Source organism: Aquimarina discodermiae (assembly GCF_040786235.1).
Classification (GTDB): Bacteria; Bacteroidota; Bacteroidia; order Flavobacteriales; family Flavobacteriaceae; genus Aquimarina.
This window is the reverse complement of record NZ_JBFMKP010000015.1, coordinates 38,473-58,495: the sequence shown is the minus strand read 5'-3', so window position 1 is coordinate 58,495 and position 20,023 is coordinate 38,473. Positions and strand designations below refer to the sequence as shown.

Sequence of the window (20,023 nt, the reverse complement as noted above, 5' to 3'; positions counted from 1 at the left end):
AAATATGTGCAAAGCTCTCAAAGTATATTCGTCTATAATTTTATTTCTTTTAACTATAATTTCTTGTAACAAAGTCAATCCTCAACTTCAAATCAAACATATAAACGGATATTGGGAAATAGAAAAAGTAATCTTATCTGATGGAAATGTTAAAGAATATGGTTTTAATTCAATTATTGACTTTTTTGAAATTAAAGACACTACGGGTATTCGAAAAAAAATACAGCCCAGGTTTAATGAAAAATATGTAATCTCTGGTAAAGGAGAACAATTTTCGGTCAATCTTGCTAAAGAAAACATACAATTACACTACAAAACCTCGTTAACATCTTGGAAAGAGACGATTATCACTCTTAAAGAAAACAAAATGGTTATTAAAAATGAAGCAGGAAATGTTTATTTTTACAGACGACATCAAAAGATTAAATTATAATGGCAAAACGTCATCAAGAACATCAAAGCCTGGAAGAAGTGTTAAAAGATTTTGTTTCAGACAATAATCTTCAAAAAGGCCTTGATAAAGTAGCTGCTCAGCAGGTATGGGAGTCTGTAATGGGACCTGCCATTGTAAAATATACGAATACTATAAAATTTAACCGAGATACACTTTATGTCGAGCTTACCTCATCTGTTCTTAGAGAAGAGTTAAGTTATGGTAAGCAAAAAATTATAGATAATCTTAATGAAGAAATCGGAAAAACATTAATTAAAAAGATTGTTTTAAGATAATTAATTCTATTCCAGAATTAGGGGACATAAATATTGGTACAATATTCTACTCCATCGGGGCACCACTGTGTTACTATTTTTGCACAAACCGTATTATTAGCACCTACGTTTAACACAAAATCTAAACTATCGGACTGACCTCCATTGCGCACAAAAGAGCCGTCTAAAGACCATTCAATCAATTCTGAGCCTTCTACCTGTCCAGCAACGGTAGGCGTAAATAAATGCGCTCCTCCTCCATAAGGATCAGAGTTTAAATATGTAAAGCTTATCGTAGGACATATAGGAGTTACTACTAATTGTTCACATGACCTTACTCCATCCGGGCAATTTGAAGTAATAATCTGAAAACACACATCATAAGTTCCTGGTGCAAAATACCTACTAAATGGACCTTGATCAACAACCTGATCTACGATTATCTCATCATTTACAAAAAATAAAATCTCAGAAGAATAAACTTCTGGATCAACCGGTGGCGGTGGCAGTGGTGGCGGAATAAATTCATATATATTTAACCCTAATGGCTCGTAACTAACGTTAAAACCATCTGGACAAATAGTGTCTGCTATCAGCTCTTTACACATTATCATCCCGGTAGGGCAATCTGGAGTAGTAATTTCGATACACACTTCGTAAACTCCTGGGGTAAAATACAATAAAAAATCATCATTATCAACAATATCTCCATCGACAATTAAGGATATTTTATAATCATCTTCATAATCATAATATGGTATGAGTCCAAATAAATTATATGTTCCCGTCACAATATCAAAATCAACTCCGGGACACTTAAGTCTACAATCATTTATAATTTCATAAAAATCGTAATAAGAAGAAATCTTATTCAATTTATAATCAGGAGTAACCAATAAATTTATCGGAAATTTAAAGTCTGGTTGATAATTCACCCCTTGATCATCAAGAAAAGTATCCAAACCTTCTTGATTAGAAATATTTACTTCTTTCTCATTTTTATCATAAACCACAATTGGAAACTCAACTTTAAAACACGTCTCGACATACATGTCAAAATCATTTCTTAATGTGGATATATTACACGAATTAAGTAAGTTTATTAATTCTACCTCATCATTGATAAGAAATGCAATATTAGACCCCTGAGGTATTATTTTTACAGGAAATTCTATCCCCATTAAATTAAAATCGGCACTTTGATTGTTAACCGTTTCTATTAACCCATCATAGTTATACACCTTCATTTTAACCCCTGTGTTATACTTCAGAGTCAATGGATACACAAATGAAAAACAACAATCTGTTTCTGTATTAGTCAGACTGTTTATTTTAAAATAATTAAGTGTACTAATCATAGCTAATGACGAAACAATATCATTTCCTGTAACATCACTTTCTAAAAAAGTAGTATCATCATCCTTTACACAAGAACTTAGGAAAACAATAAATATCCCGAGAAAAACTTTAGTATATGTATCCAATTTTTTCAATATAATCTTTTCGTATATCTAAAACGTCTTTAAATTAATCTACCCTACCTTATAGATTATCTACTGCAATTAGTAAGTCTACTTCCCCCTTTTGGAAGCATTAAAATAATCAAAATAACACGCTCTACTTTGGACTAAAGGTACTATTTATAAAATAAATAAAAACTATATCTTTTTTTTAACACTCCTTAATAAGCCTATAACTCTATAAAAACATAATACAGGATACTACTATATAAAACAAAGGCTACCCTACTTAGTCGATATATTTTACTATCCTTACAAAAACCCAAATTAACTTCTTGTTAAACAATCCATATGAATCTATTTAAATCTTTTTACCTTATACTTTATTAATTGATTAAATAACAAAAATTTTCAAAGCAAATAAAAAAAGGAAGACTTATCCTCTTATCTAACAAGTGTTATAAGATACTAACTATACTATAGATTGGTACAACAATAGATTAAAACAAACTTCATAGTCAACTATTTTTGAAATTTAAATCGATCATTTTTGATTTACAAAAAATTTCCCAAGAGCATCTCTGCACCCTTGGGAAATCAACCAAATTAATCTAAACTAACTAACCAATTATTTTCATCTAATAGCAAAACTGTTACTCAATAAAATTTTTCTATTTATATATTCTTATGATTATTTTCTTTTAAAAAGTTAAATATCAAAAGGTTAATTATCATAAAACCAATTTCATAAAACAAATTTTGCCAAAATCACAATTATTCACTTCACTACGGCATCTATATGGTAGTGGCATTATCTAACCACTTATATATAAAGCGTTTTATTCTTATTTTACCCTACCTTTTTTATTCTTTATTTTTGATAGCTTCAAAAAAAAAATCTAGTTTTGGCATTATATTATTACACAAATGTCCGACAATAATAATTCTATATGTGACGAGCAGGCTTTTGATCATTTTTTCAAAAATCATTCTAAACTTTTAAGAAATTACATTTACTATAAATTTGGCGACCTTGACCAGGCAGAAGATGTGGTACAGGAAGCATTTATCAAATTATGGAATAACTGCGCCAAAGTATCATTAGATAAAGCTAAAAGCTATATTTACACGATAGCTAACAATTTAAGTATTAGTAATACCCGTCACGAAAAAGTAAAATTTAAGCACAAAAACTATATAACTCAACGTAAAACAGACGTTAATCATGAATCACCAGAGTTTATCATTTTGGAAAAAGAGTATCTAGAGCAATTAAAAAATGCTCTTGCAGAATTAACAGATAGACAAAGAGAAGTATTTTTACTAAATCGTATTGACAAAAAAACGTATAAAGAAATTGCTGAAATTTCTGGAGTTTCTGTAAAAACAATAGAAAAACTTATGCATAAAGCTTTGGTCGTTTTACGACAAAGAGTTGGAAACGTCTAAATATTCAAAAGACTGATGAAATTATAAAAAAAGTAGTTCAATACTTTATTTTAAAAATAAAATTAAAACATAAAAAAAAACTAAACAGCGTACCCCTACTCTATTTAATAAAGAATTATAATAGTTACATAAAAAATTATAATACTAAAGGGTAGGGTAAATAATTAGTTAAGCGTTTTTGATATATACAGCACAGTTATGTTAGATAAAAAAGATGACATATTTTTAGCCAGATGGATTAATGGAGAGCTCTCTGAAGATGAGTTACGTGATTTTAAATCTCATCCGGATTACAATCATTATGTAAAAATAAATGCCGGTATTAATTCTTTGGATATAAGAGATTATGACATAGAAAAAGAATTGTCTTTTATCAAATCTAAATCTGCTACCCAAACAAAAAACAAAAACACTCTTATCAAAAAGTTGTGGCCATACATGGCTGTTGCAGCATCTATTGTAATTATTTTTAGTATATTTTTGTACAGCTCAGAAGAAACTTATACCACTGGTTATGGAGAACAAATTAGTGTTGCTCTTCCAGATGGTTCTGAAATGATTTTAAATGCAAAATCTATTGCATCTTTTGATAAAAAATCATGGAATGATAAAAGAGAAGTATCCCTTACCGGAGAGGCCTTTTTTAAAGTTAAAAAAGGAGAAAAATTTACCGTCGTTACAAATAACGGTAACATTTCTGTATTAGGCACTCAATTTAATGTACAATCACAAGGTTCCTTTTTTGAAGTAGCTTGTTTTGAAGGAAAAGTGAGTGTACAATCTAATTCTATAAAAAAAATATTAACTCCTGGAAAAGGGTATCGTAGTATCAAAAATGATTCCGATGAAAACTGGTCTTTTACCTCAAAAAAGCCGTCCTGGACTTCAAATACAAGCTCTTTTAGAAGCGTACCTATCAAATATGTTTTCAAAGAACTTGAAGAACAATACCACATAAAAATTAAAACTTCGAATATAGATCTTGAAACTATATTTACAGGAAATTTCCCAAATAACAATAAAGAAGTTGCATTAAGAACAGTTTTTAGTACTTTAGACATGGATTTTAGCATATCGAAAGATGGCAAAACCGTGAATGGTATTAGAATAGAAGAATGACAAGACTTATTTGTGTATGTATCTTTTTTTGGAGTGTATGCGTTTCTTCTCAGGAAGAAGCTAAGGCTATTGATATTCGCAACAAACCTTTATCAAAAGTTATCTCTTTAATAGAGAATAAATACAAGCTTAAATTCTCATATATAAACTCTTTAATAGATAACAAAAAAGTATCCATTACTCTTACTCCGGGGCTTTCTCCAAAAAAAATAATAAAAAAACTACAAAAGCAAACACAGCTAAATTTTAAAATTACCGGAGCCAATTATATTACCATACGCTCTTTTAATAGAAAAGATCGTATTGAAATATGTGGATATTTGGTAAACAAAGAAAAAAAACCTATCAAAAACAGTAGTTTATTGTTTGTAGCAGATAGCTCTGTAGTACATGTTAACAACGTTGGTTTTTTTAAAATTAAACAAACTTTGTATGATTCTGAAATTATAATTAATGCCCCTGGCTTTGTTCAAAAAAAACTAAACACCAAAATTTTATTCAAAGAAGAGTGTCCACTTATTTTTCTTACCAATGTCCCCGAAGAAGTTTTGGAAGTAGTTCACATACAAGAACATCTAGCAAAAGGAATTACACAAAACGGAAACGCTATTCACATTGATTTAGACAAAGTAGAGGCTTTACCCGGACAAACCGAACCAGATATTTTACATACCTTACAACTTACCCCTGGAGTAAATAACCCATTTGAAACAGCATCTGGTCTATTTGTGCGAGGAGGATCTCCCAATCAAAACTTAGTATTATGGAACGGCATTAAAACCTACCAACAAGGCCATCTATTTGGAATGATTTCTGCTTTTAATCCATATGTAGCAAAAGACGTTGATTTTTTCAAAAAAGGCGTTAGCGCAAAGTACGGAGATAGAGTTTCGGGGGTAATTGACATTAAATCAGAAAATCAAATTACCAATAAATTTACAGGAGGCTCAGGTTTTAATATGATCCATGCAGATGCGGTTGCACACATCCCTATTATCAACAACAAAGCATCTTTACAAATATCAGGAAGAAGATCCTATACAGACGTTTTAGAAACTTTTACATATAAACAATTTTCTGATCGCGTTTTTCAAAACACTAAAATTACAGAAACTGCTTCTTTTGATGATAAAAGCAATAATTTCTTCTATACAGATTATAACGCCAATTTAATTTTAAAACCTTCAAAAAATAACACCATAGAAGTAAACACTATCTATAATAGGAATGATCTAAATTTTAAAACTGATCAAAACATAGAGTCTTTTAATGATAATCTCATTACCAAAAACGAAGGGTATAATTTTAATTGGAATCATAACTACACCCAAAACTTATCGCAAAAAATTAGTGCATATTATACCAAGTACAATTTAAATTATCAGTTTATTACCAGAAATCTAGATGAAATTGTAGAAATTGAAACAAAAAAAAATAGGGTTCGGGATTTTGGCGGAGCGTATGATATAGACTACAAAATATCAAATCATCAGAAGATCACTATGGGGTATCAATTTTCAAAAAATCGTATCAAATACAAATTTAATACCACCACCACCAACTATGAGCTTACCCTGGATGAAGACAATCGTTCATTAAATACACATTCTGCATATACTGAATACATTTTACAAAAACCGGGTAGCTATCACCTTTCTACCGGATTGCGTTTAAATTATTACTCAGAACTAAAAGAAACCTATATAGAACCTCGGATTTTTGCAGAAAAAAACATTACCAAAAACTGGAAGATAAATTCTAGTATCGAGTATAGAAGTCAGGCTACTAGTCAAATTAGAGAGTCAGTAATAAGTGAATTATCATTAGAAAATCATATTTGGACTTTGGCAAATGATAATCAATTTCCAATTATTAACAGTTACCAATATACATTTGGCACTATTTTTAAAGCTAACAAGTGGTATTTTGATATAGACACCTATTATAAGCAAATTGATAATATTACGTCTCGTACAGCTGGTTTTTTAAACCCTACAGACGACACATATCATACTGGAAAAACTAGAATCCTTGGTGTTGACCTTTTTATAAAAAAGAATTTCAAAAACTATAAAACCTGGGTAAGCTATTCATATATTAATACTAGAAACTTATTTGATGGAATTAACAACAATCGCCCTTTTCCTGGCAACTGGAACATAGAGCACACAATAAAATGGTCTCACTTTTATAAAATTAATAATTTTCATTTTTCATTAGGATGGATGTGGCATAGCGGTAAAGCTTTCACCAATATTTCGGGAATAGATGACAGCGATAATATCATTATGTTGGAATATGATAATATAAACAGTAATAATTTGCCTAAATATCATAGGTTAGATTTTTCAACTATTTATAATTTTAAACTTAACTCAGACTCAACAACCAAGTATCGTATTGGTCTTTCTTTGCTTAATGTCTATGATAAAAAAAACATACTAAACAAAGAATTTAGAACCACAAATTCTCTTATGAAAAGATTGATTAACACCAAAATATACTCTCTGGGTATAACGCCAAACATTAGTTTCAGAGTGTTTTGGTAACATATTACTACAACCACTAATCAATCTATATTGCCAAAAACTCCTTAAAATTTCCCCATAACTTTTAATCATTACTTGATTTCTCGTAACTTACCCCCTTTAATAATTTCAGTACAGATGAAAAAAATAGTTTTAATAAAATGCATGTTCATATGGATCACGTTTGCTTGTGGTCAAGACATACATCCAGATTACACAATTACAGATAAGGTTTCACACCAATGCACTCCAGTATTAAGTCAAGGAAAAACCGGTACATGTTGGAGCTTTTCAACAACTTCATTTATTGAATCAGAAATCATGCGCTTAGGACATGGTAATCATAATCTATCTGAATTATTTCAAGTACGAAATATTTATCTTGACAAAGCTCAAAATTATATCTTAAGAAAAGGTAAAGATCAATTTGGTCAGGGTGCGTTAGCTCATGATGTTTTAAAATCTATTGATAAATATGGAGTAATACCCCATGAAGTATATAATGGATTTTCTATTAGTGGTGAAACAACGTACGATCATGAACAAATGGTTCCTTTATTAAAAGCTATGGTTGATGCTGCCGTTACTGGCAAAATGCTTTCAAAAAATTGGTGGAAAAGCTATAATGCCGTTTTAGATGTTTACATAGGTAAAAGACCCGAAAGCTTTACATACAATAATAAAACCTATACACCTCATGAGTATGCTAAAGAACTTGGGATTGTTACAGAAAACTATATTAGCATTACTTCGTTTACACACCACCCAGTAAATAGTACTTTTATTTTGGAAATCCCAGATAATTTCTCCAACGGAAAGTATTACAATGTAGAATTAGATGAGTTACAAAGAATTGTAGATACTGCCTTAAAAAATGGATTTACAGTATCATGGGATGGAGATGTTGGAGAAACTGGATTTAACAAAGAGGTTGGAATCGCTGTACTAACAGATGAAGAAACTCCAGAAAAAGTATTCAAAAAATATGTTACAGAAAAAAAAGTAACTCCTAAATCAAGACAAATAGAATTTGAACGTTACAACACTACTGACGATCACCTTATGCATATTGTAGGTAAAGCCACTGACAAAAGAGGAAAGGCATATTACAAAGTAAAAAATTCTTGGGGAACAGAGGGAGATTATAACGGATACATTTATATGTCTGAAGCTTATTTTAGAATGAAAACAATTGCTATAATGCTTCATAAAGATGGAATCACCAGTGATATTAAGCAAAAACTTGAATTATAGTTTCAATAAGCAAAACGTTAAAAAACAAAAAACCATCTCGTACGAGATGGTTTTTTGTTTGTATATGTTGTTTTAGAATACTAAAACTGCTCTCTTCCAGAAAAATGAAAAGCACCCTCTATAGCTGCATTATCATCACTATCACTACCATGAACCGCATTTTCACTAATTGAGGTAGCATATTTTTTACGAATAGTACCCTCTGCTGCTTCCTCAGGGTTCGTTGCTCCTATTAAAGTTCTAAAATCTTCTACTGCATTTTCTTTTTCAAGAATTGCAGCTACAATAGGACCACTAGTCATATATTCAACCAATTCTCCATAAAAAGGACGCTCACTGTGCACTTCATAAAAAGCTTTAGCATCGTCTGTAGTAAGTTGTGTTAACTTCATTGCTACAATTCTAAAACCTGAAGCTGTGATTTGCTCTAGGATTGCTCCTATATATCCTTTTCTTACCGCATCCGGTTTAAGCATTGTAAAAGTTCTGTTCGTTGCCATAGTATTATTATTAGCTACTCCTGGTATCGAAGTATATATTAGTTAATTTTTGAGTTTAAACAACTCTGTTTTTATTTTTTGTGCAAAAGTATATATAAAAGCATCAAAAACAAGAATTATTAGTTGAAATCCTAGCTTTATCTACTTTAGCTTCAATCAAAAAAAAATCAATTTATAAAAACAAATCTTCAGATAACACCCAAAATATTATTTATCGTATCTTCGCTCACCTATGAATACTACTGAAATAAACAAGGTAAAAGAAGTCCTGTCTTCACCAAAAAAAATTGTCATTGTAACACATAAAAATCCTGATGGCGATGCAATAGGTTCTAGTTTAGGGCTCTATCATTATCTAATTTCCTTAAAACATAAAGTTACTGTTATAACACCTAATGATTATCCTGATTTTCTAAAATGGGTACCTGGTGAAAATTTGGTTTTAAAATATGATAATAACACAGAAGCAGCTAATACTATTATCAAAGAAGCTAATCTTATTTTTACATTAGATTTCAATCATTTTTCGAGAAGTGGAAATATGGAAAGTATTTTAAAAAATACTAATGCTAGTTTTATCATGATAGATCACCATCAGGAACCAGATGACTATGCCCTAATAACCTATAGTGATACTTCTATGTGTTCTACTTGTCAAATGGTCTATCATTTTATCGAGAAGCTTGGTGATTTGGATAAAATTACCCCAGAAATTGCTACCAATATATATGTTGGTATTATGACAGATACTGGTTCTTTTAGATTTAGATCTACCACAAGTACTACTCACAGAGTTATAGCTAATTTAATTGATTGGGGAGCAGATAACACTCGTATACATGAGCAAATATATGACACCAATACTCGATCTAGGATTCGACTAAAAGGTATTGCTATCAACAACTTAAAAATAGTATCAGAATACAATACTGCTTATATTACAATTTCTCAAAAAGAATTAGATCAAAATCACTTTAAAAAAGGAGACACAGAAGGTTTTGTTAATATAGGCTTATCAATAAAAGGGATAAAATTTGCAGTTATTTTTATAGAAAATAAAGGTGAAGGAATTATCAAGATTTCTTTTAGATCTAAAGGTGATTTTTCTGTAAATGAATTTTCAAGAAATCATTTTGAAGGAGGAGGACATCATAACGCATCAGGTGGCAGAAGTAATCTATCCTTATCTAAGACGGTTGAAAAATTTATTAGTATCTTACCCTCTTATAAAAATGTCCTAAATCAATGAAATTAGTATTTCACATATTTTGTCTCACCGTCTTACTCTATTCATGTAAAACACCCGAGGCACGTAAACCGGCAAGCATTAAGTCTGGTTCTTTTATTTCAGAATCTATACACAGAAACAAAGAATTAGCTGCCAGAGAAGAAGCCAGAATTCAAAAAATTATTACCAATGATACTGTTAACGATTACATAGCTTCAGAGACAGGGTTTTGGTATTATTACAATAAAAAAGATAGCCTGCCAGGTACTACCCCAAAGTTTGGTGACATTGTTACTTTTAATTATAATGTAAAAGACCTAAACGGCAATATCATTTATACAAAACAAGAATTAGACACTATATCTTATAGAATAGATAAACAAGAGCTTTTTTTAGGGCTAAGAGAAGGTTTAAAACTAATGAAGCAAGGAGAAATGGTAACTTTTCTTTTTCCTTCATACCAAGCCTATGGGTATTATGGAGATGATTATAAGATTGGAACAAATATTCCGTTAATAACAGAAGTAAAACTTAATACGATTACAAAAGAATCAACAACAGAAAATTAATTATCAACAAAAATGAAAAAATTAAATCTATTCTTTTTAGCCATTATTGGGCTTGCATTTAACAGTTGTAACGAAAAATACCCTGATTTACAAGATGGTATTTACGCAGAAATTGTAACTAACAAAGGGGTTGCTGTTGCAAAATTACACCATGATCTAACTCCTATGACTGTTGCTAATTTTGTTTCCTTGGCTGAAGGAACTAATACTATGGTAGATAGTACTTATAAAGGAAAAAAATATTATAACGGAATCATTTTTCATAGAGTTATTAAAGATTTCATGATACAAACAGGAGATCCTCTTGGTACAGGGACAGGAGACCCGGGTTATAAGTTTCCAGATGAAATTGTAGATTCGCTTACACACAAATCAAAAGGAATATTATCAATGGCCAATTCTGGGCCAGGAACGAACGGCAGTCAATTTTTCATCACGCTAAAAGAAACACCATGGTTAAATGGAAAGCATACTGTTTTTGGAGAAATTGTCATAGGTCAAGATGTCGTAGATAGTATTGGTACGACCAAAACAGGACCTGGAGATAAGCCTGAAGGTGAAATAAAAATGCTAGAAGTAAATATCATTCGTAAAGGTAGCTCGGCAAAAGCATTCGACACAGAAACTGCATTTACAGATAAGTTAAAAGCATTAGAAGAAGAGAAAGCAGAAAAAGAACGATTAGCAGAAGAAAAAAGAGAAAAAATTGCTGCAGCATTTAATGAATTAAAAACTACTGCAACAAAATTAGAAAGCGGTTTAGAAATCGTAGTTACTCAAAAGGGTGATGGAGAACAACCTAAAGCAAGTGATATCGTCGATGTATATTATGCCGGTTTTTTTGCAGACGGAAAAGTATTTGATACCAATATCGCCGAAAAAGCTAAAGAACTAGGTGTATATGATGAACGTAGAGCTGCAGATCCAAGAGGGTATGCTCCTATTCCAATGCCTTACTCTCCTGATGCAAAAATGATTGCAGGTTTTAAAGAAGGTGTGCAACAGTTAAAAGTAGGTGATAAAGCAACTTTATTTATCCCGGCTCACCTAGCGTATGGTGAAAGAGGAGCAGGTCCAATCCCTCCTAATACCGACATTGTATTCGAAGTAGAACTTGTAGGTATACAAAAAGCAGACAAATAATCATTTTTTACATCATAAAAAAACATCCCGATAGCTTCGGGATGTTTTTTTTGTAATCAATTTTTATATTTAATCTCAAAGAATTAGCACATTTAATAAGTAAGAAATAATATGAGTCAACTATTACATATAGAAAATGAAATTTCAGATTTAAGGAATCAGCTAAAAAATCATAAAGTTTATGGGTCCCTCCAAAACGTAGCAGATGTAAAAATCTTCATGGAGAGTCATATATTTGCCGTATGGGATTTTATGTCGCTTTTAAAAGCACTACAATCAAGGCTAACGTGTGTAAAAACACCCTGGGTACCGCAAAAAAATGGTACACTAGCTCGGTTTATTAATGAAATTGTTCACGGTGAAGAAAGCGACGTTAATGAATTAGGTGAGCACAAAAGCCATTTTGAAATGTACCTGGATGCAATGGCACAAATTGGAGCAAATACCCATGAGATTAATCACCTAATTACATTACTACAAAATGGACAATCTGTTAATAATGCCTTAAACAAGTTAAATATTGATCAAAGGGTTTCTGATTTTGTTAGGTTTTCTTTTTCTATTATTGAAACCAATAAACCTCACCAAATTGCTTCTTCTTTTACATTCGGAAGAGAAGATATTATTCCTGACATGTTTATTGAAATTCTAAAAAATGCAGATGCTGAAAACCAATTATACAATAAACTCACCTATTATCTTCAGAGGCATATAGAACTAGATGGAGATGAACATGGTCCTCTTTCACTTGAGATGATTTCAGAATTATGTGAAAATGATAATTCCAAATGGCAAGAAGTCCTTACCGTGGCATTACAGTCTTTAGAAAAAAGAGTTATGCTTTGGGATGCTATTTACGATGCTATAAAAAAAGAAAAAAATACATACCGTACAGCTACTATCATATAACTATCCAAAAACCTATAATAAGAATCTTTTCTTATGGTATTAATCGGTCTTCTTATACACTTGTGATAAGGTTATAAAAAAAGCTCTAAAAGAATTTAGAGCTTTTTTTTACTTTTTTTATGACAATCAATTATTTCTTTGGTATATGCTCTAAGATCTCTTTTACAAATTTCCAATATTTCTGTGTCGAAGAAATACTTGCTCTTTCATCTGGTGAATGCGCTCCTAATATAGTAGGCCCAAAAGAAATCATATCCATATCAGGATAATTCTGCCCTAATATACCGCATTCTAATCCTGCATGACAAGCTGCAACATGTGCCTTTTCCCCATTCAAATTTTTGTACAACCCATCTAACACCTCTAAGATTTGTGAACTCATATTGGGAGCCCACCCCGGATAATCACCACTGGTGGTTACTTCGCAACCTGTTAATTCAAAAGTGGCTCTTAGCTTATTGGCAAGATCATGTTTTGATGACTCTACACTACTACGTGTTAAGCATTCGATAATAACTTCTCCGCCTTCAATTGTAACCTTAGCTATATTATTAGAAGCTTCTACAAGACCAGGAAAAGCCACACTCATTCTATACACACCATTATGAGCAGCGTACAATGCTTTAAGAATACCTTCTTGCACTCCTAACTCCATAACTTTTTCTGGTAAATCTATAGCACTTACTTCTATGGCTAGATTTGGATCTACAATAGCCAATTCTGTTTTAATTGAATTTAAAGATTCTCTTATATCTAACTCAAAAGCCTCTTTATGCACTGTATCTACAATGATAGTTGCAAAACTTTCTCTGGGAATCGCATTACGCAAGCTACCTCCTTTAATTTGGCTAATCTGTAACCCAAAATTTTCGAAACCATCAAACAATAACCTATTCATGATCTTGTTTGCATTTCCTAAACCTTTATCGATATCCATTCCAGAATGTCCCCCATTAAGGCCAGTAATGGCAATATTATATGCAGATTTCCCGGTAGTTGGCACAGTCTCTTCTTCATACGCTCTTCTTGCTGTTACATCGATACCTCCTGCACAACCTACTCCTATCTCGTCATCTTCTTCTGTATCCAGGTTTAGCAAAATATCTCCTTGCAACCAACCTCCTTCTAATCCTTTTGCTCCGGTCATTCCCGTTTCTTCGTCTATTGTAAATAAAGCTTCTATTGCAGGATGTACAATATCTTTTGATTCTAAAATGGTCATAATTGTAGCAACTCCCAATCCATTATCAGCTCCCAAGGTGGTTCCTCTTGCTCTAACCCAGTCACCATCTACATACATTTCGATTCCTTGTGTATCAAAATTAAAATCGGTATCTGCATTTTTTTGATGTACCATATCCAGATGAGATTGCATCACTACAGTTTTACGATCTTCCATACCTGGTGTTGCCGGTTTTTTTATCAATACATTACCAACTTTATCAATTTCGGTTACCAGTCCTAATGATTCTCCAAAATCCTTCATAAAGGCTATAACGCGTTCCTCTTTTTTTGACGGCCTTGGTACCGCATTAAGGTCCGCAAATTTATTCCAAAGTGTATTAGGTTCTAAAGCTCTTATTTCTGCATTCATAATCAATATATAAATAATGAGTAATTTAACAATTGTAAGCCATGTACTTATAATATGGCCCTATTTGCAAAACTCTAAATTTTAAACACCATATCCCAATATAAAAAGGAAAATCTATATAAAAAACATTAAAACTATCATACGATATCAGAAAATTTTTGAAAACACCTTCGATCAAAAAAAATTAAATTATACATAGAAAAATTAATGAGTCAAAAAAATCTTAATTCATAACCATTACTTAAGAATTGTAAATATATTTACCCTATGCAATCCAAAACAAAGTTATATCTAACCCTACTACTACCTGTTCAATTCATACTTGTCAAAATCATTTCTTTTTTTCCAAGTTTTGTAGAGCGTTTTTATAGTAATGGGATATTTATATATATATCTAAGATGCTGCGATATGCATTTGGATGGATTCCTTTTTCTTTTGGAGATATTGCCTATGCCATATTAATCATTTTATTAGTGCGTTTTTTATTCAAAAAAGTATTAAAAAAAAGAATTATATGGAAAGATTTTTTGTTGGACATAGGCGCTACGTTATCGGTCGTATACTTTTGTTTTCACATACTTTGGGGAATGAATTATTATCGATTACCTCTACATGAAATTTTACATATTGAAGACACCTATACTCAAGAAGAATTGATAGCTGTTTCTGAAAAATTAATAACCAAAGCCAATGCCTTGCACCTGGCATTAGAGCCTAATGACTCTTTACCTATACAAATACCATATACAAAAGAAGAAATATTTCAGAAAACAGTACCTGCCTACCATCAATTACAAAAGACATTTCCTTCTTTAAAATATCACCCAAAAAGCTTAAAAAAATCAATACTAAGTGTCCCTCTTACTTATATGGGGTTTAGCGGTTATCTTAATCCAATAACAAACGAGGCGCAAGTAAATAGTTTAATACTTAACTACAAAACCCCGACCACCAGTTGTCACGAAGAAGCGCACCAACTAGGGTTTGCCAAAGAGAATGAAGCTAATTTTATTGCTGCTTTGACCACCATGGGATATGACGATCTTTATTTTAAATATAGTGGTGTTACCTTCTCGTTACGATTTTGTCTTAACGACCTTTATCTTCGTAATGAAGAAAAAGCCATCTGTCTTATTGAAAAACTAAGGCCTGGAATTAGAAAAAACTACCAATTAGTAAGTGAATTTTGGGAGTCTTATGAAAACCCTCTAGAACCACTCTTTAAAAGCACCTACGATTCGTATCTAAAAGCTAATAATCAACCCGAAGGCCTTGAAACTTATAGTTATGTTGTTGCCTTATTAGTTAATTACTACAAAACCAGACCCATTATGCATTAAATCAAATTTATAAATCTATTGCAACTCCAATTATAAATTGATCTGGTCTAGAATCTACTCTTATATCTTCATCTATGGATGCAGCTTTATTTTTGCTTAAACCTCGCTCATATCGCACATCAAAATTAATGCGATTAAATTGTAGTCCTGCTCCAAAATGCACACCAACAGTAAACTCATTCTTTACATCATTTAGCTCTATCCCTTCCAAGTCATTCTTAATCATATACTGTAATGCCGGGCCTCCAAAAAAATGAATAGGCCCTAAAACAGAAACCCCTAGAAGAATAGGCATATCGATCTTTTTTATGGTATACTCTTTTTTCTCACCTCTAAGATCGTGTTCACTATTATTCACTGTATACAATAATTCTGGTTTCAGATATAGATTATCTGTAAGGTTTCCTCTGTAAAAAACACCTATATGATATCCTATCCTATCTTCTGCGCTGGTGCTGGTAACATCGTTTAGCTCTATTTTTCCATTATCACCATAATTTAACCCCGCTCTTACTCCAAAAGCCGGTTTCTTATCTTGTCCTGTTGCAGCACAAAAAACTAGTAACATACCTCCAAAAAATAATCTTTTCATTTTTAAATAATGTTTTAGATTAATTTCTACTACACGATACATCTAGCATCTATAACTATTTTAAAAATACAGGTTTTGTTTACACCAATAATTAAAAAAAGACACACAATAGTTCGTGTAACAAGAATTAAAAATTAATATTAAATAAGTATTTGGGTGGTTTTTGGTGCGACATCATTTACTTGAGGTATTCGAAAAATCGAACACCAATTAAGACGTCATAATAGCTAGTACTTAATAAAACGTTGTAGATGTTATTTTATTTTTCAACCCGGATTATGCATTAGAACTTCGTTATGAAGGTTTCAAGTGCTATAAAAACTGGTGTTTTCTTAATTTCAGCATAGCATCGCTATGGTTATATTAAAAAATATAGCAAAGCGTCAGTTTTTGAAGCAATTGGAAACTGTAATAGATTTTCTAATGCATAATTCGGGTTTAAACACAAAAAAACCTTCTGATCGATATCAGAAGGTTTTTCTAAACTTTATAAAAATGTATTTATTTTCTTTTTACAACACGCTCTACTGCTTTGCTAATAGCTGCTGCATTAAGGCCGTATTTTTCCATCAGTTGATCTGGTGTACCACTTTCTCCAAAGGTATCATTTGTGGCAATAAATTCTTGTGGCGCTGGTTGATGCTGTGCCAATACTCTTGCCACACTCTCTCCTAACCCTCCTAAATGGTTATGCTCTTCTGCTGTTACAACACAACCTGTCTTCTTTACAGAATTTACAATTGCTTCATCATCCAATGGTTTTATTGTATGAATATTGATTACCTCAGCACTTATTCCTTCTTTTTCTAAAGACTCTGCTGCAAGTAACGCCTCCCAAACCAAATGTCCAGTAGCAACGATAGTTACATCACTTCCTTCTTGCAACAAAATAGCTTTTCCTATTTCAAATTTTTGGTTTTCTGGTGTAAAGTTTGCAACCTTAGGTCTTCCAAATCTCAAATAAACAGGCCCTTGATGTTCTGCAATTGCAATGGTTGCCGCTTTGGTCTGATTATAATCACAAGTATTAATAACTGTCATACCTGGTAACATCTTCATCAAACCAATATCTTCTAATATTTGGTGTGTAGCTCCGTCTTCTCCCAAAGTTAATCCTGCATGAGATGCACAGATTTTAACATTTTTACCACTATACGCAATAGATTGACGAATTTGATCATAAACCCTACCCGTAGAAAAATTAGCAAAAGTACCTGTAAACGGTATTTTACCTCCTATAGTTAAACCTGCAGCTATCCCCATCATATTAGCCTCTGCTATACCAATCTGAAAAAAACGTTCAGGGTTATTAGCAATAAAAGCATCCATTTTTAAAGAACCTATCAAATCTGCACATAAAGCCACTACATTTTCATTGGTTTTACCCAATTCTTCTAAGCCAGCTCCAAAACCAGAACGAGTATCTTTTTTTCCTGAGTCTATATATTTTGTCATTTTCTTTTTAATTTGGTGAATTAATAATCCCCTAAAGTTTCAGGGTTTTGTGTTAATCCAATTTCTAATTGCTCATCGTTAGGGGCTTTACCGTGCCATGCATGTGTATGCATCATAAAATCTACACCGTGTCCCATTACTGTATGCATTAATATACAAACAGGTTTTCCTTTACCTGTTCTACTTTTAGCTTCCTTAAGCCCATCTATAACAGCAGGCAAAGAGTTACCTTCTTTAATCTCCATAACATCCCAACCAAAAGATTCAAATTTAGCTCTTAAATCTCCTAACGGAAGTACATCATCAGTCGAACCATCGATTTGTTGCTTGTTATAATCAATTGTAGCAATAAGGTTGTCTACTTTTTTTCCCGCGGCGTACATAGCTGCTTCCCAAATCTGACCTTCTTGCAACTCACCATCACCATGTAAACTATACACAAGATGAGTATCGTTGTTAAGTTTCTTTGCTTGTGCAGCTCCTAATGCCACAGACATACCTTGACCTAATGATCCAGAGGCTATTCGTATACCAGGCAGTCCTTCATGCGTTGTCGGGTGTCCTTGTAGTCTACTATTAATAAGTCTAAACGTGTTTAGTTCTTCTACTGGAAAATATCCACTTCGAGCTAATACACTATAATAAACCGGTGATATATGACCATTAGACAAGAAAAAGATATCTTCATTGATACCATTCATGTCAAAATCATCTTTACGATCTAAGACTTCTTGAAAAAGGGCAACAAAAAACTCTGTACAACCCAATGAACCTCCAGGGTGACCAGAATTAACTTTATGAACTTGTCGTAAAATATCTCTACGAACTTGCGTTGCAAAATCTTCTAATTGTTTTGTTTTTGGCATTGTGATGCTAGTTTCTTGATAATAAAAGCCCAAAAATACAGGTTTTGAATACAGTGGCAAAATGTATTGCTTTCTTTTAATCAAGAAACTATTATTAATAACATAAAGTTTTAGAAAACCCATGCATACTTAATTGGTATTAGTTAGTTATATTTGCGCTCTACCAAACAGAAAATATGCAATTTGACCTTTTATCCAAAGATCCTTTAAGTAAAGCCAGAGCAGGTAAAATAAAAACAGATCATGGAGTGATTGAAACTCCTATTTTTATGCCTGTTGGTACTGTAGCAACCGTAAAAGGAGTTCACCAAAGAGAATTAAAAAATGATATTAATCCAGATATCATTTTAGGAAATACCTATCATCTTTATCTAAGGCCGCAAACTCATATTCTGGAAAAAGCGGGAGGATTACATAAATTCATGAATTGGGATAGAAATATCCTTACAGATAGTGGAGGTTACCAGGTATATTCTTTATCAGCCAATCGAAAAATCAAAGAAGAAGGGGTGAAATTTAAATCCCACATTGATGGGTCTTACCATGTATTTACTCCCGAAAATGTAATGGAGATACAACGTACCATTGGAGCAGATATCATTATGGCATTTGATGAATGTACTCCGTACCCTTGTGATTATCAATATGCCAAAAGAAGTATGCACATGACCCATAGGTGGTTAGATCGTTGTATGCAACATTTAGAAAAAATACCGGTTAAATATGGATATGATCAGGCTTTTTTTCCAATTGTTCAAGGTAGTACATATAAAGACCTTAGAAAACAATCTGCAGAGTATATTGCAAACGCGGGAGCTGTTGGTAATGCCATTGGCGGATTATCTGTTGGAGAACCTGCAGAAGAAATGTATGCTATGACAGAAGTGGTAACTGCTATTTTACCAGAAGACAAACCCCGTTATTTAATGGGAGTAGGAACTCCTATTAACATTTTAGAAAATATAGCACTTGGTATTGATATGTTTGATTGTGTAATGCCAACCAGAAATGCCCGTAATGGCATGCTGTTTACTGCACATGGAACCATTAATATTAAAAATAAAAAATGGGAAGACGACTTCTCACCTATTGATGAAATGGGAATTACATTTGTAGACACAGAATACTCTAAAGCATATTTAAAACATTTATTCTCTGTAAATGAGCTTTTGGGAAAACAAATTGCAACCATTCACAACCTAGGTTTTTATCTATGGTTGGTTCGAGAAGCTAGAAAACATATCTTAGCCGGTGATTTCAATTCCTGGAAAAACATAATGGTTAAACAAATGGACAAAAGATTGTAAT

Annotated in this window: 18 protein-coding genes; 12 read left to right on the top strand and 6 right to left on the bottom strand. The window is 32.1% G+C overall.

From position 1 onward, the window contains the following. The first annotated feature begins 4 nt into the window (after positions 1–4). Entirely contained in the window at positions 5–433 is a 429-nt protein-coding gene (locus ABW636_RS11135) for a lipocalin family protein (RefSeq protein ID WP_367590069.1), read from the top strand. Continuing rightward, positions 433–729: a DciA family protein gene (locus tag ABW636_RS11130; RefSeq protein WP_367590068.1), complete on the top strand. Its 297-nt coding sequence runs from the start codon at positions 433–435 to the stop codon at positions 727–729. Before ABW636_RS11135 ends, ABW636_RS11130 begins: the two co-directional genes overlap by 1 nt. A 17-nt stretch (positions 730–746) precedes the next feature. On the opposite strand, the gene ABW636_RS11125 is transcribed toward ABW636_RS11130, so the two are convergent. Next, on the bottom strand, positions 747–2,192 hold the full coding sequence (locus ABW636_RS11125) for a hypothetical protein (protein WP_367590067.1): 1,446 nt from the start codon (positions 2,190–2,192) through the stop codon (positions 747–749). Positions 2,193–3,095: 903 nt separating this feature from the next. Between ABW636_RS11125 and ABW636_RS11120 the strand changes: the two genes are divergently transcribed. From ABW636_RS11120 to ABW636_RS11105, 4 genes are all read left to right on the top strand, one after another. Next, a complete protein-coding gene (locus ABW636_RS11120) occupies positions 3,096–3,617 on the top strand; it encodes an RNA polymerase sigma factor (RefSeq protein WP_367590066.1) in 522 nt (173 codons plus the stop codon). Between the two features lie 198 nt (positions 3,618–3,815). Further along, positions 3,816–4,736: a FecR family protein gene (locus ABW636_RS11115; RefSeq protein ID WP_367590065.1), complete on the top strand. Its 921-nt coding sequence runs from the start codon at positions 3,816–3,818 to the stop codon at positions 4,734–4,736. Continuing rightward, the gene (locus ABW636_RS11110; protein WP_367590064.1) at positions 4,733–7,285 is read left to right on the top strand and encodes a TonB-dependent receptor plug domain-containing protein; all 2,553 of its coding nucleotides are present in this window, start codon (positions 4,733–4,735) and stop codon (positions 7,283–7,285) included. The genes ABW636_RS11115 and ABW636_RS11110 overlap by 4 nt, the downstream gene beginning before the upstream one ends. Positions 7,286–7,402: 117 nt before the next feature. Beyond that, positions 7,403–8,518 (top strand): C1 family peptidase, encoded by a 1,116-nt coding sequence (locus ABW636_RS11105; protein WP_367590063.1) that lies wholly within the window; start codon positions 7,403–7,405, stop codon positions 8,516–8,518. An 80-nt stretch (positions 8,519–8,598) separates the two neighbouring features. Here ABW636_RS11105 and ABW636_RS11100 read toward each other — a convergent pair whose 3' ends face one another. Beyond that, positions 8,599–9,018 carry a nucleoside-diphosphate kinase gene (locus tag ABW636_RS11100; RefSeq protein WP_367590062.1) on the bottom strand — a complete coding sequence of 140 codons (420 nt, stop codon included), beginning with the start codon at positions 9,016–9,018 and terminating at the stop codon, positions 8,599–8,601. Positions 9,019–9,250: 232 nt separating this feature from the next. Between ABW636_RS11100 and ABW636_RS11095 the strand changes: the two genes are divergently transcribed. The 4 genes from ABW636_RS11095 to ABW636_RS11080 all read left to right on the top strand — a co-directional run bounded on the left by ABW636_RS11095 (position 9,251) and on the right by ABW636_RS11080 (position 12,867). Continuing rightward, positions 9,251–10,267, top strand: coding sequence for a DHH family phosphoesterase (locus ABW636_RS11095; RefSeq protein ID WP_367590061.1), 1,017 nt, complete (start codon positions 9,251–9,253; stop codon positions 10,265–10,267). Further along, complete coding sequence (gene gldI / locus ABW636_RS11090; protein ID WP_367590060.1) at positions 10,264–10,815, top strand: gliding motility-associated peptidyl-prolyl isomerase GldI; 552 nt, start codon at positions 10,264–10,266, stop codon at positions 10,813–10,815. Before ABW636_RS11095 ends, gldI begins: the two co-directional genes overlap by 4 nt. Before the next feature lie 12 nt (positions 10,816–10,827). Beyond that, the gene (locus ABW636_RS11085) at positions 10,828–11,958 is read left to right on the top strand and encodes a peptidylprolyl isomerase (protein ID WP_367590058.1); all 1,131 of its coding nucleotides are present in this window, start codon (positions 10,828–10,830) and stop codon (positions 11,956–11,958) included. A gap of 111 nt (positions 11,959–12,069) precedes the next feature. Beyond that, positions 12,070–12,867, top strand: coding sequence for a DUF3050 domain-containing protein (locus ABW636_RS11080; protein WP_367590057.1), 798 nt, complete (start codon positions 12,070–12,072; stop codon positions 12,865–12,867). 130 nt (positions 12,868–12,997) lie between these two features. Here the strand turns inward: ABW636_RS11080 and ABW636_RS11075 are convergent, their stop codons facing one another. Further along, entirely contained in the window at positions 12,998–14,461 is a 1,464-nt protein-coding gene (locus ABW636_RS11075) for an aminoacyl-histidine dipeptidase (RefSeq protein ID WP_367590056.1), read from the bottom strand. A 267-nt stretch (positions 14,462–14,728) separates the two neighbouring features. Here ABW636_RS11075 and ABW636_RS11070 point away from each other — a divergent pair, with 267 nt between their 5' ends. Further along, entirely contained in the window at positions 14,729–15,802 is a 1,074-nt protein-coding gene (locus ABW636_RS11070) for a DUF3810 domain-containing protein (protein ID WP_367590055.1), read from the top strand. Between the two features lie 7 nt (positions 15,803–15,809). On the opposite strand, the gene ABW636_RS11065 is transcribed toward ABW636_RS11070, so the two are convergent. From ABW636_RS11065 to ABW636_RS11055, 3 genes are all read right to left on the bottom strand, one after another. Next, positions 15,810–16,394, bottom strand: a complete 585-nt coding sequence (locus ABW636_RS11065; protein ID WP_367590054.1) for a porin family protein — start codon at positions 16,392–16,394, stop codon at positions 15,810–15,812. A 501-nt stretch (positions 16,395–16,895) separates the two neighbouring features. Next, the gene (locus tag ABW636_RS11060; RefSeq protein WP_367590053.1) at positions 16,896–17,849 is read right to left on the bottom strand and encodes a transketolase family protein; all 954 of its coding nucleotides are present in this window, start codon (positions 17,847–17,849) and stop codon (positions 16,896–16,898) included. A 20-nt stretch (positions 17,850–17,869) separates the two neighbouring features. Next, the gene (locus ABW636_RS11055; RefSeq protein ID WP_367590052.1) at positions 17,870–18,715 is read right to left on the bottom strand and encodes a transketolase; all 846 of its coding nucleotides are present in this window, start codon (positions 18,713–18,715) and stop codon (positions 17,870–17,872) included. A gap of 176 nt (positions 18,716–18,891) precedes the next feature. On the opposite strand from ABW636_RS11055, the gene tgt reads away from it, so the two are divergent. Continuing rightward, positions 18,892–20,022: a tRNA guanosine(34) transglycosylase Tgt gene (gene tgt / locus ABW636_RS11050; RefSeq protein ID WP_367590051.1), complete on the top strand. Its 1,131-nt coding sequence runs from the start codon at positions 18,892–18,894 to the stop codon at positions 20,020–20,022. Position 20,023 lies beyond the last annotated feature (1 nt).

What these genes read in the sequence shown, in the direction of transcription:
- ABW636_RS11135 (WP_367590069.1), top strand. Translation starts at nt 5, where the DNA reads ATGTGCAAAGCTCTCAAAGTATATTCGTCTATAATTTTATTTCTTTTA.
- ABW636_RS11130 (WP_367590068.1), top strand. Translation starts at nt 433, where the DNA reads ATGGCAAAACGTCATCAAGAACATCAAAGCCTGGAAGAAGTGTTAAAA.
- ABW636_RS11120 (WP_367590066.1), top strand. Translation starts at nt 3,096, where the DNA reads ATGTCCGACAATAATAATTCTATATGTGACGAGCAGGCTTTTGATCAT.
- ABW636_RS11115 (WP_367590065.1), top strand. Translation starts at nt 3,816, where the DNA reads ATGTTAGATAAAAAAGATGACATATTTTTAGCCAGATGGATTAATGGA.
- ABW636_RS11110 (WP_367590064.1), top strand. Translation starts at nt 4,733, where the DNA reads ATGACAAGACTTATTTGTGTATGTATCTTTTTTTGGAGTGTATGCGTT.
- ABW636_RS11105 (WP_367590063.1), top strand. Translation starts at nt 7,403, where the DNA reads ATGAAAAAAATAGTTTTAATAAAATGCATGTTCATATGGATCACGTTT.
- ABW636_RS11100 (WP_367590062.1), bottom strand. Translation starts at nt 9,018, where the DNA reads ATGGCAACGAACAGAACTTTTACAATGCTTAAACCGGATGCGGTAAGA.
- ABW636_RS11095 (WP_367590061.1), top strand. Translation starts at nt 9,251, where the DNA reads ATGAATACTACTGAAATAAACAAGGTAAAAGAAGTCCTGTCTTCACCA.
- gldI (WP_367590060.1), top strand. Translation starts at nt 10,264, where the DNA reads ATGAAATTAGTATTTCACATATTTTGTCTCACCGTCTTACTCTATTCA.
- ABW636_RS11085 (WP_367590058.1), top strand. Translation starts at nt 10,828, where the DNA reads ATGAAAAAATTAAATCTATTCTTTTTAGCCATTATTGGGCTTGCATTT.
- ABW636_RS11080 (WP_367590057.1), top strand. Translation starts at nt 12,070, where the DNA reads ATGAGTCAACTATTACATATAGAAAATGAAATTTCAGATTTAAGGAAT.
- ABW636_RS11075 (WP_367590056.1), bottom strand. Translation starts at nt 14,461, where the DNA reads ATGAATGCAGAAATAAGAGCTTTAGAACCTAATACACTTTGGAATAAA.
- ABW636_RS11070 (WP_367590055.1), top strand. Translation starts at nt 14,729, where the DNA reads ATGCAATCCAAAACAAAGTTATATCTAACCCTACTACTACCTGTTCAA.
- ABW636_RS11065 (WP_367590054.1), bottom strand. Translation starts at nt 16,394, where the DNA reads ATGAAAAGATTATTTTTTGGAGGTATGTTACTAGTTTTTTGTGCTGCA.
- ABW636_RS11060 (WP_367590053.1), bottom strand. Translation starts at nt 17,849, where the DNA reads ATGACAAAATATATAGACTCAGGAAAAAAAGATACTCGTTCTGGTTTT.
- ABW636_RS11055 (WP_367590052.1), bottom strand. Translation starts at nt 18,715, where the DNA reads ATGCCAAAAACAAAACAATTAGAAGATTTTGCAACGCAAGTTCGTAGA.
- tgt (WP_367590051.1), top strand. Translation starts at nt 18,892, where the DNA reads ATGCAATTTGACCTTTTATCCAAAGATCCTTTAAGTAAAGCCAGAGCA.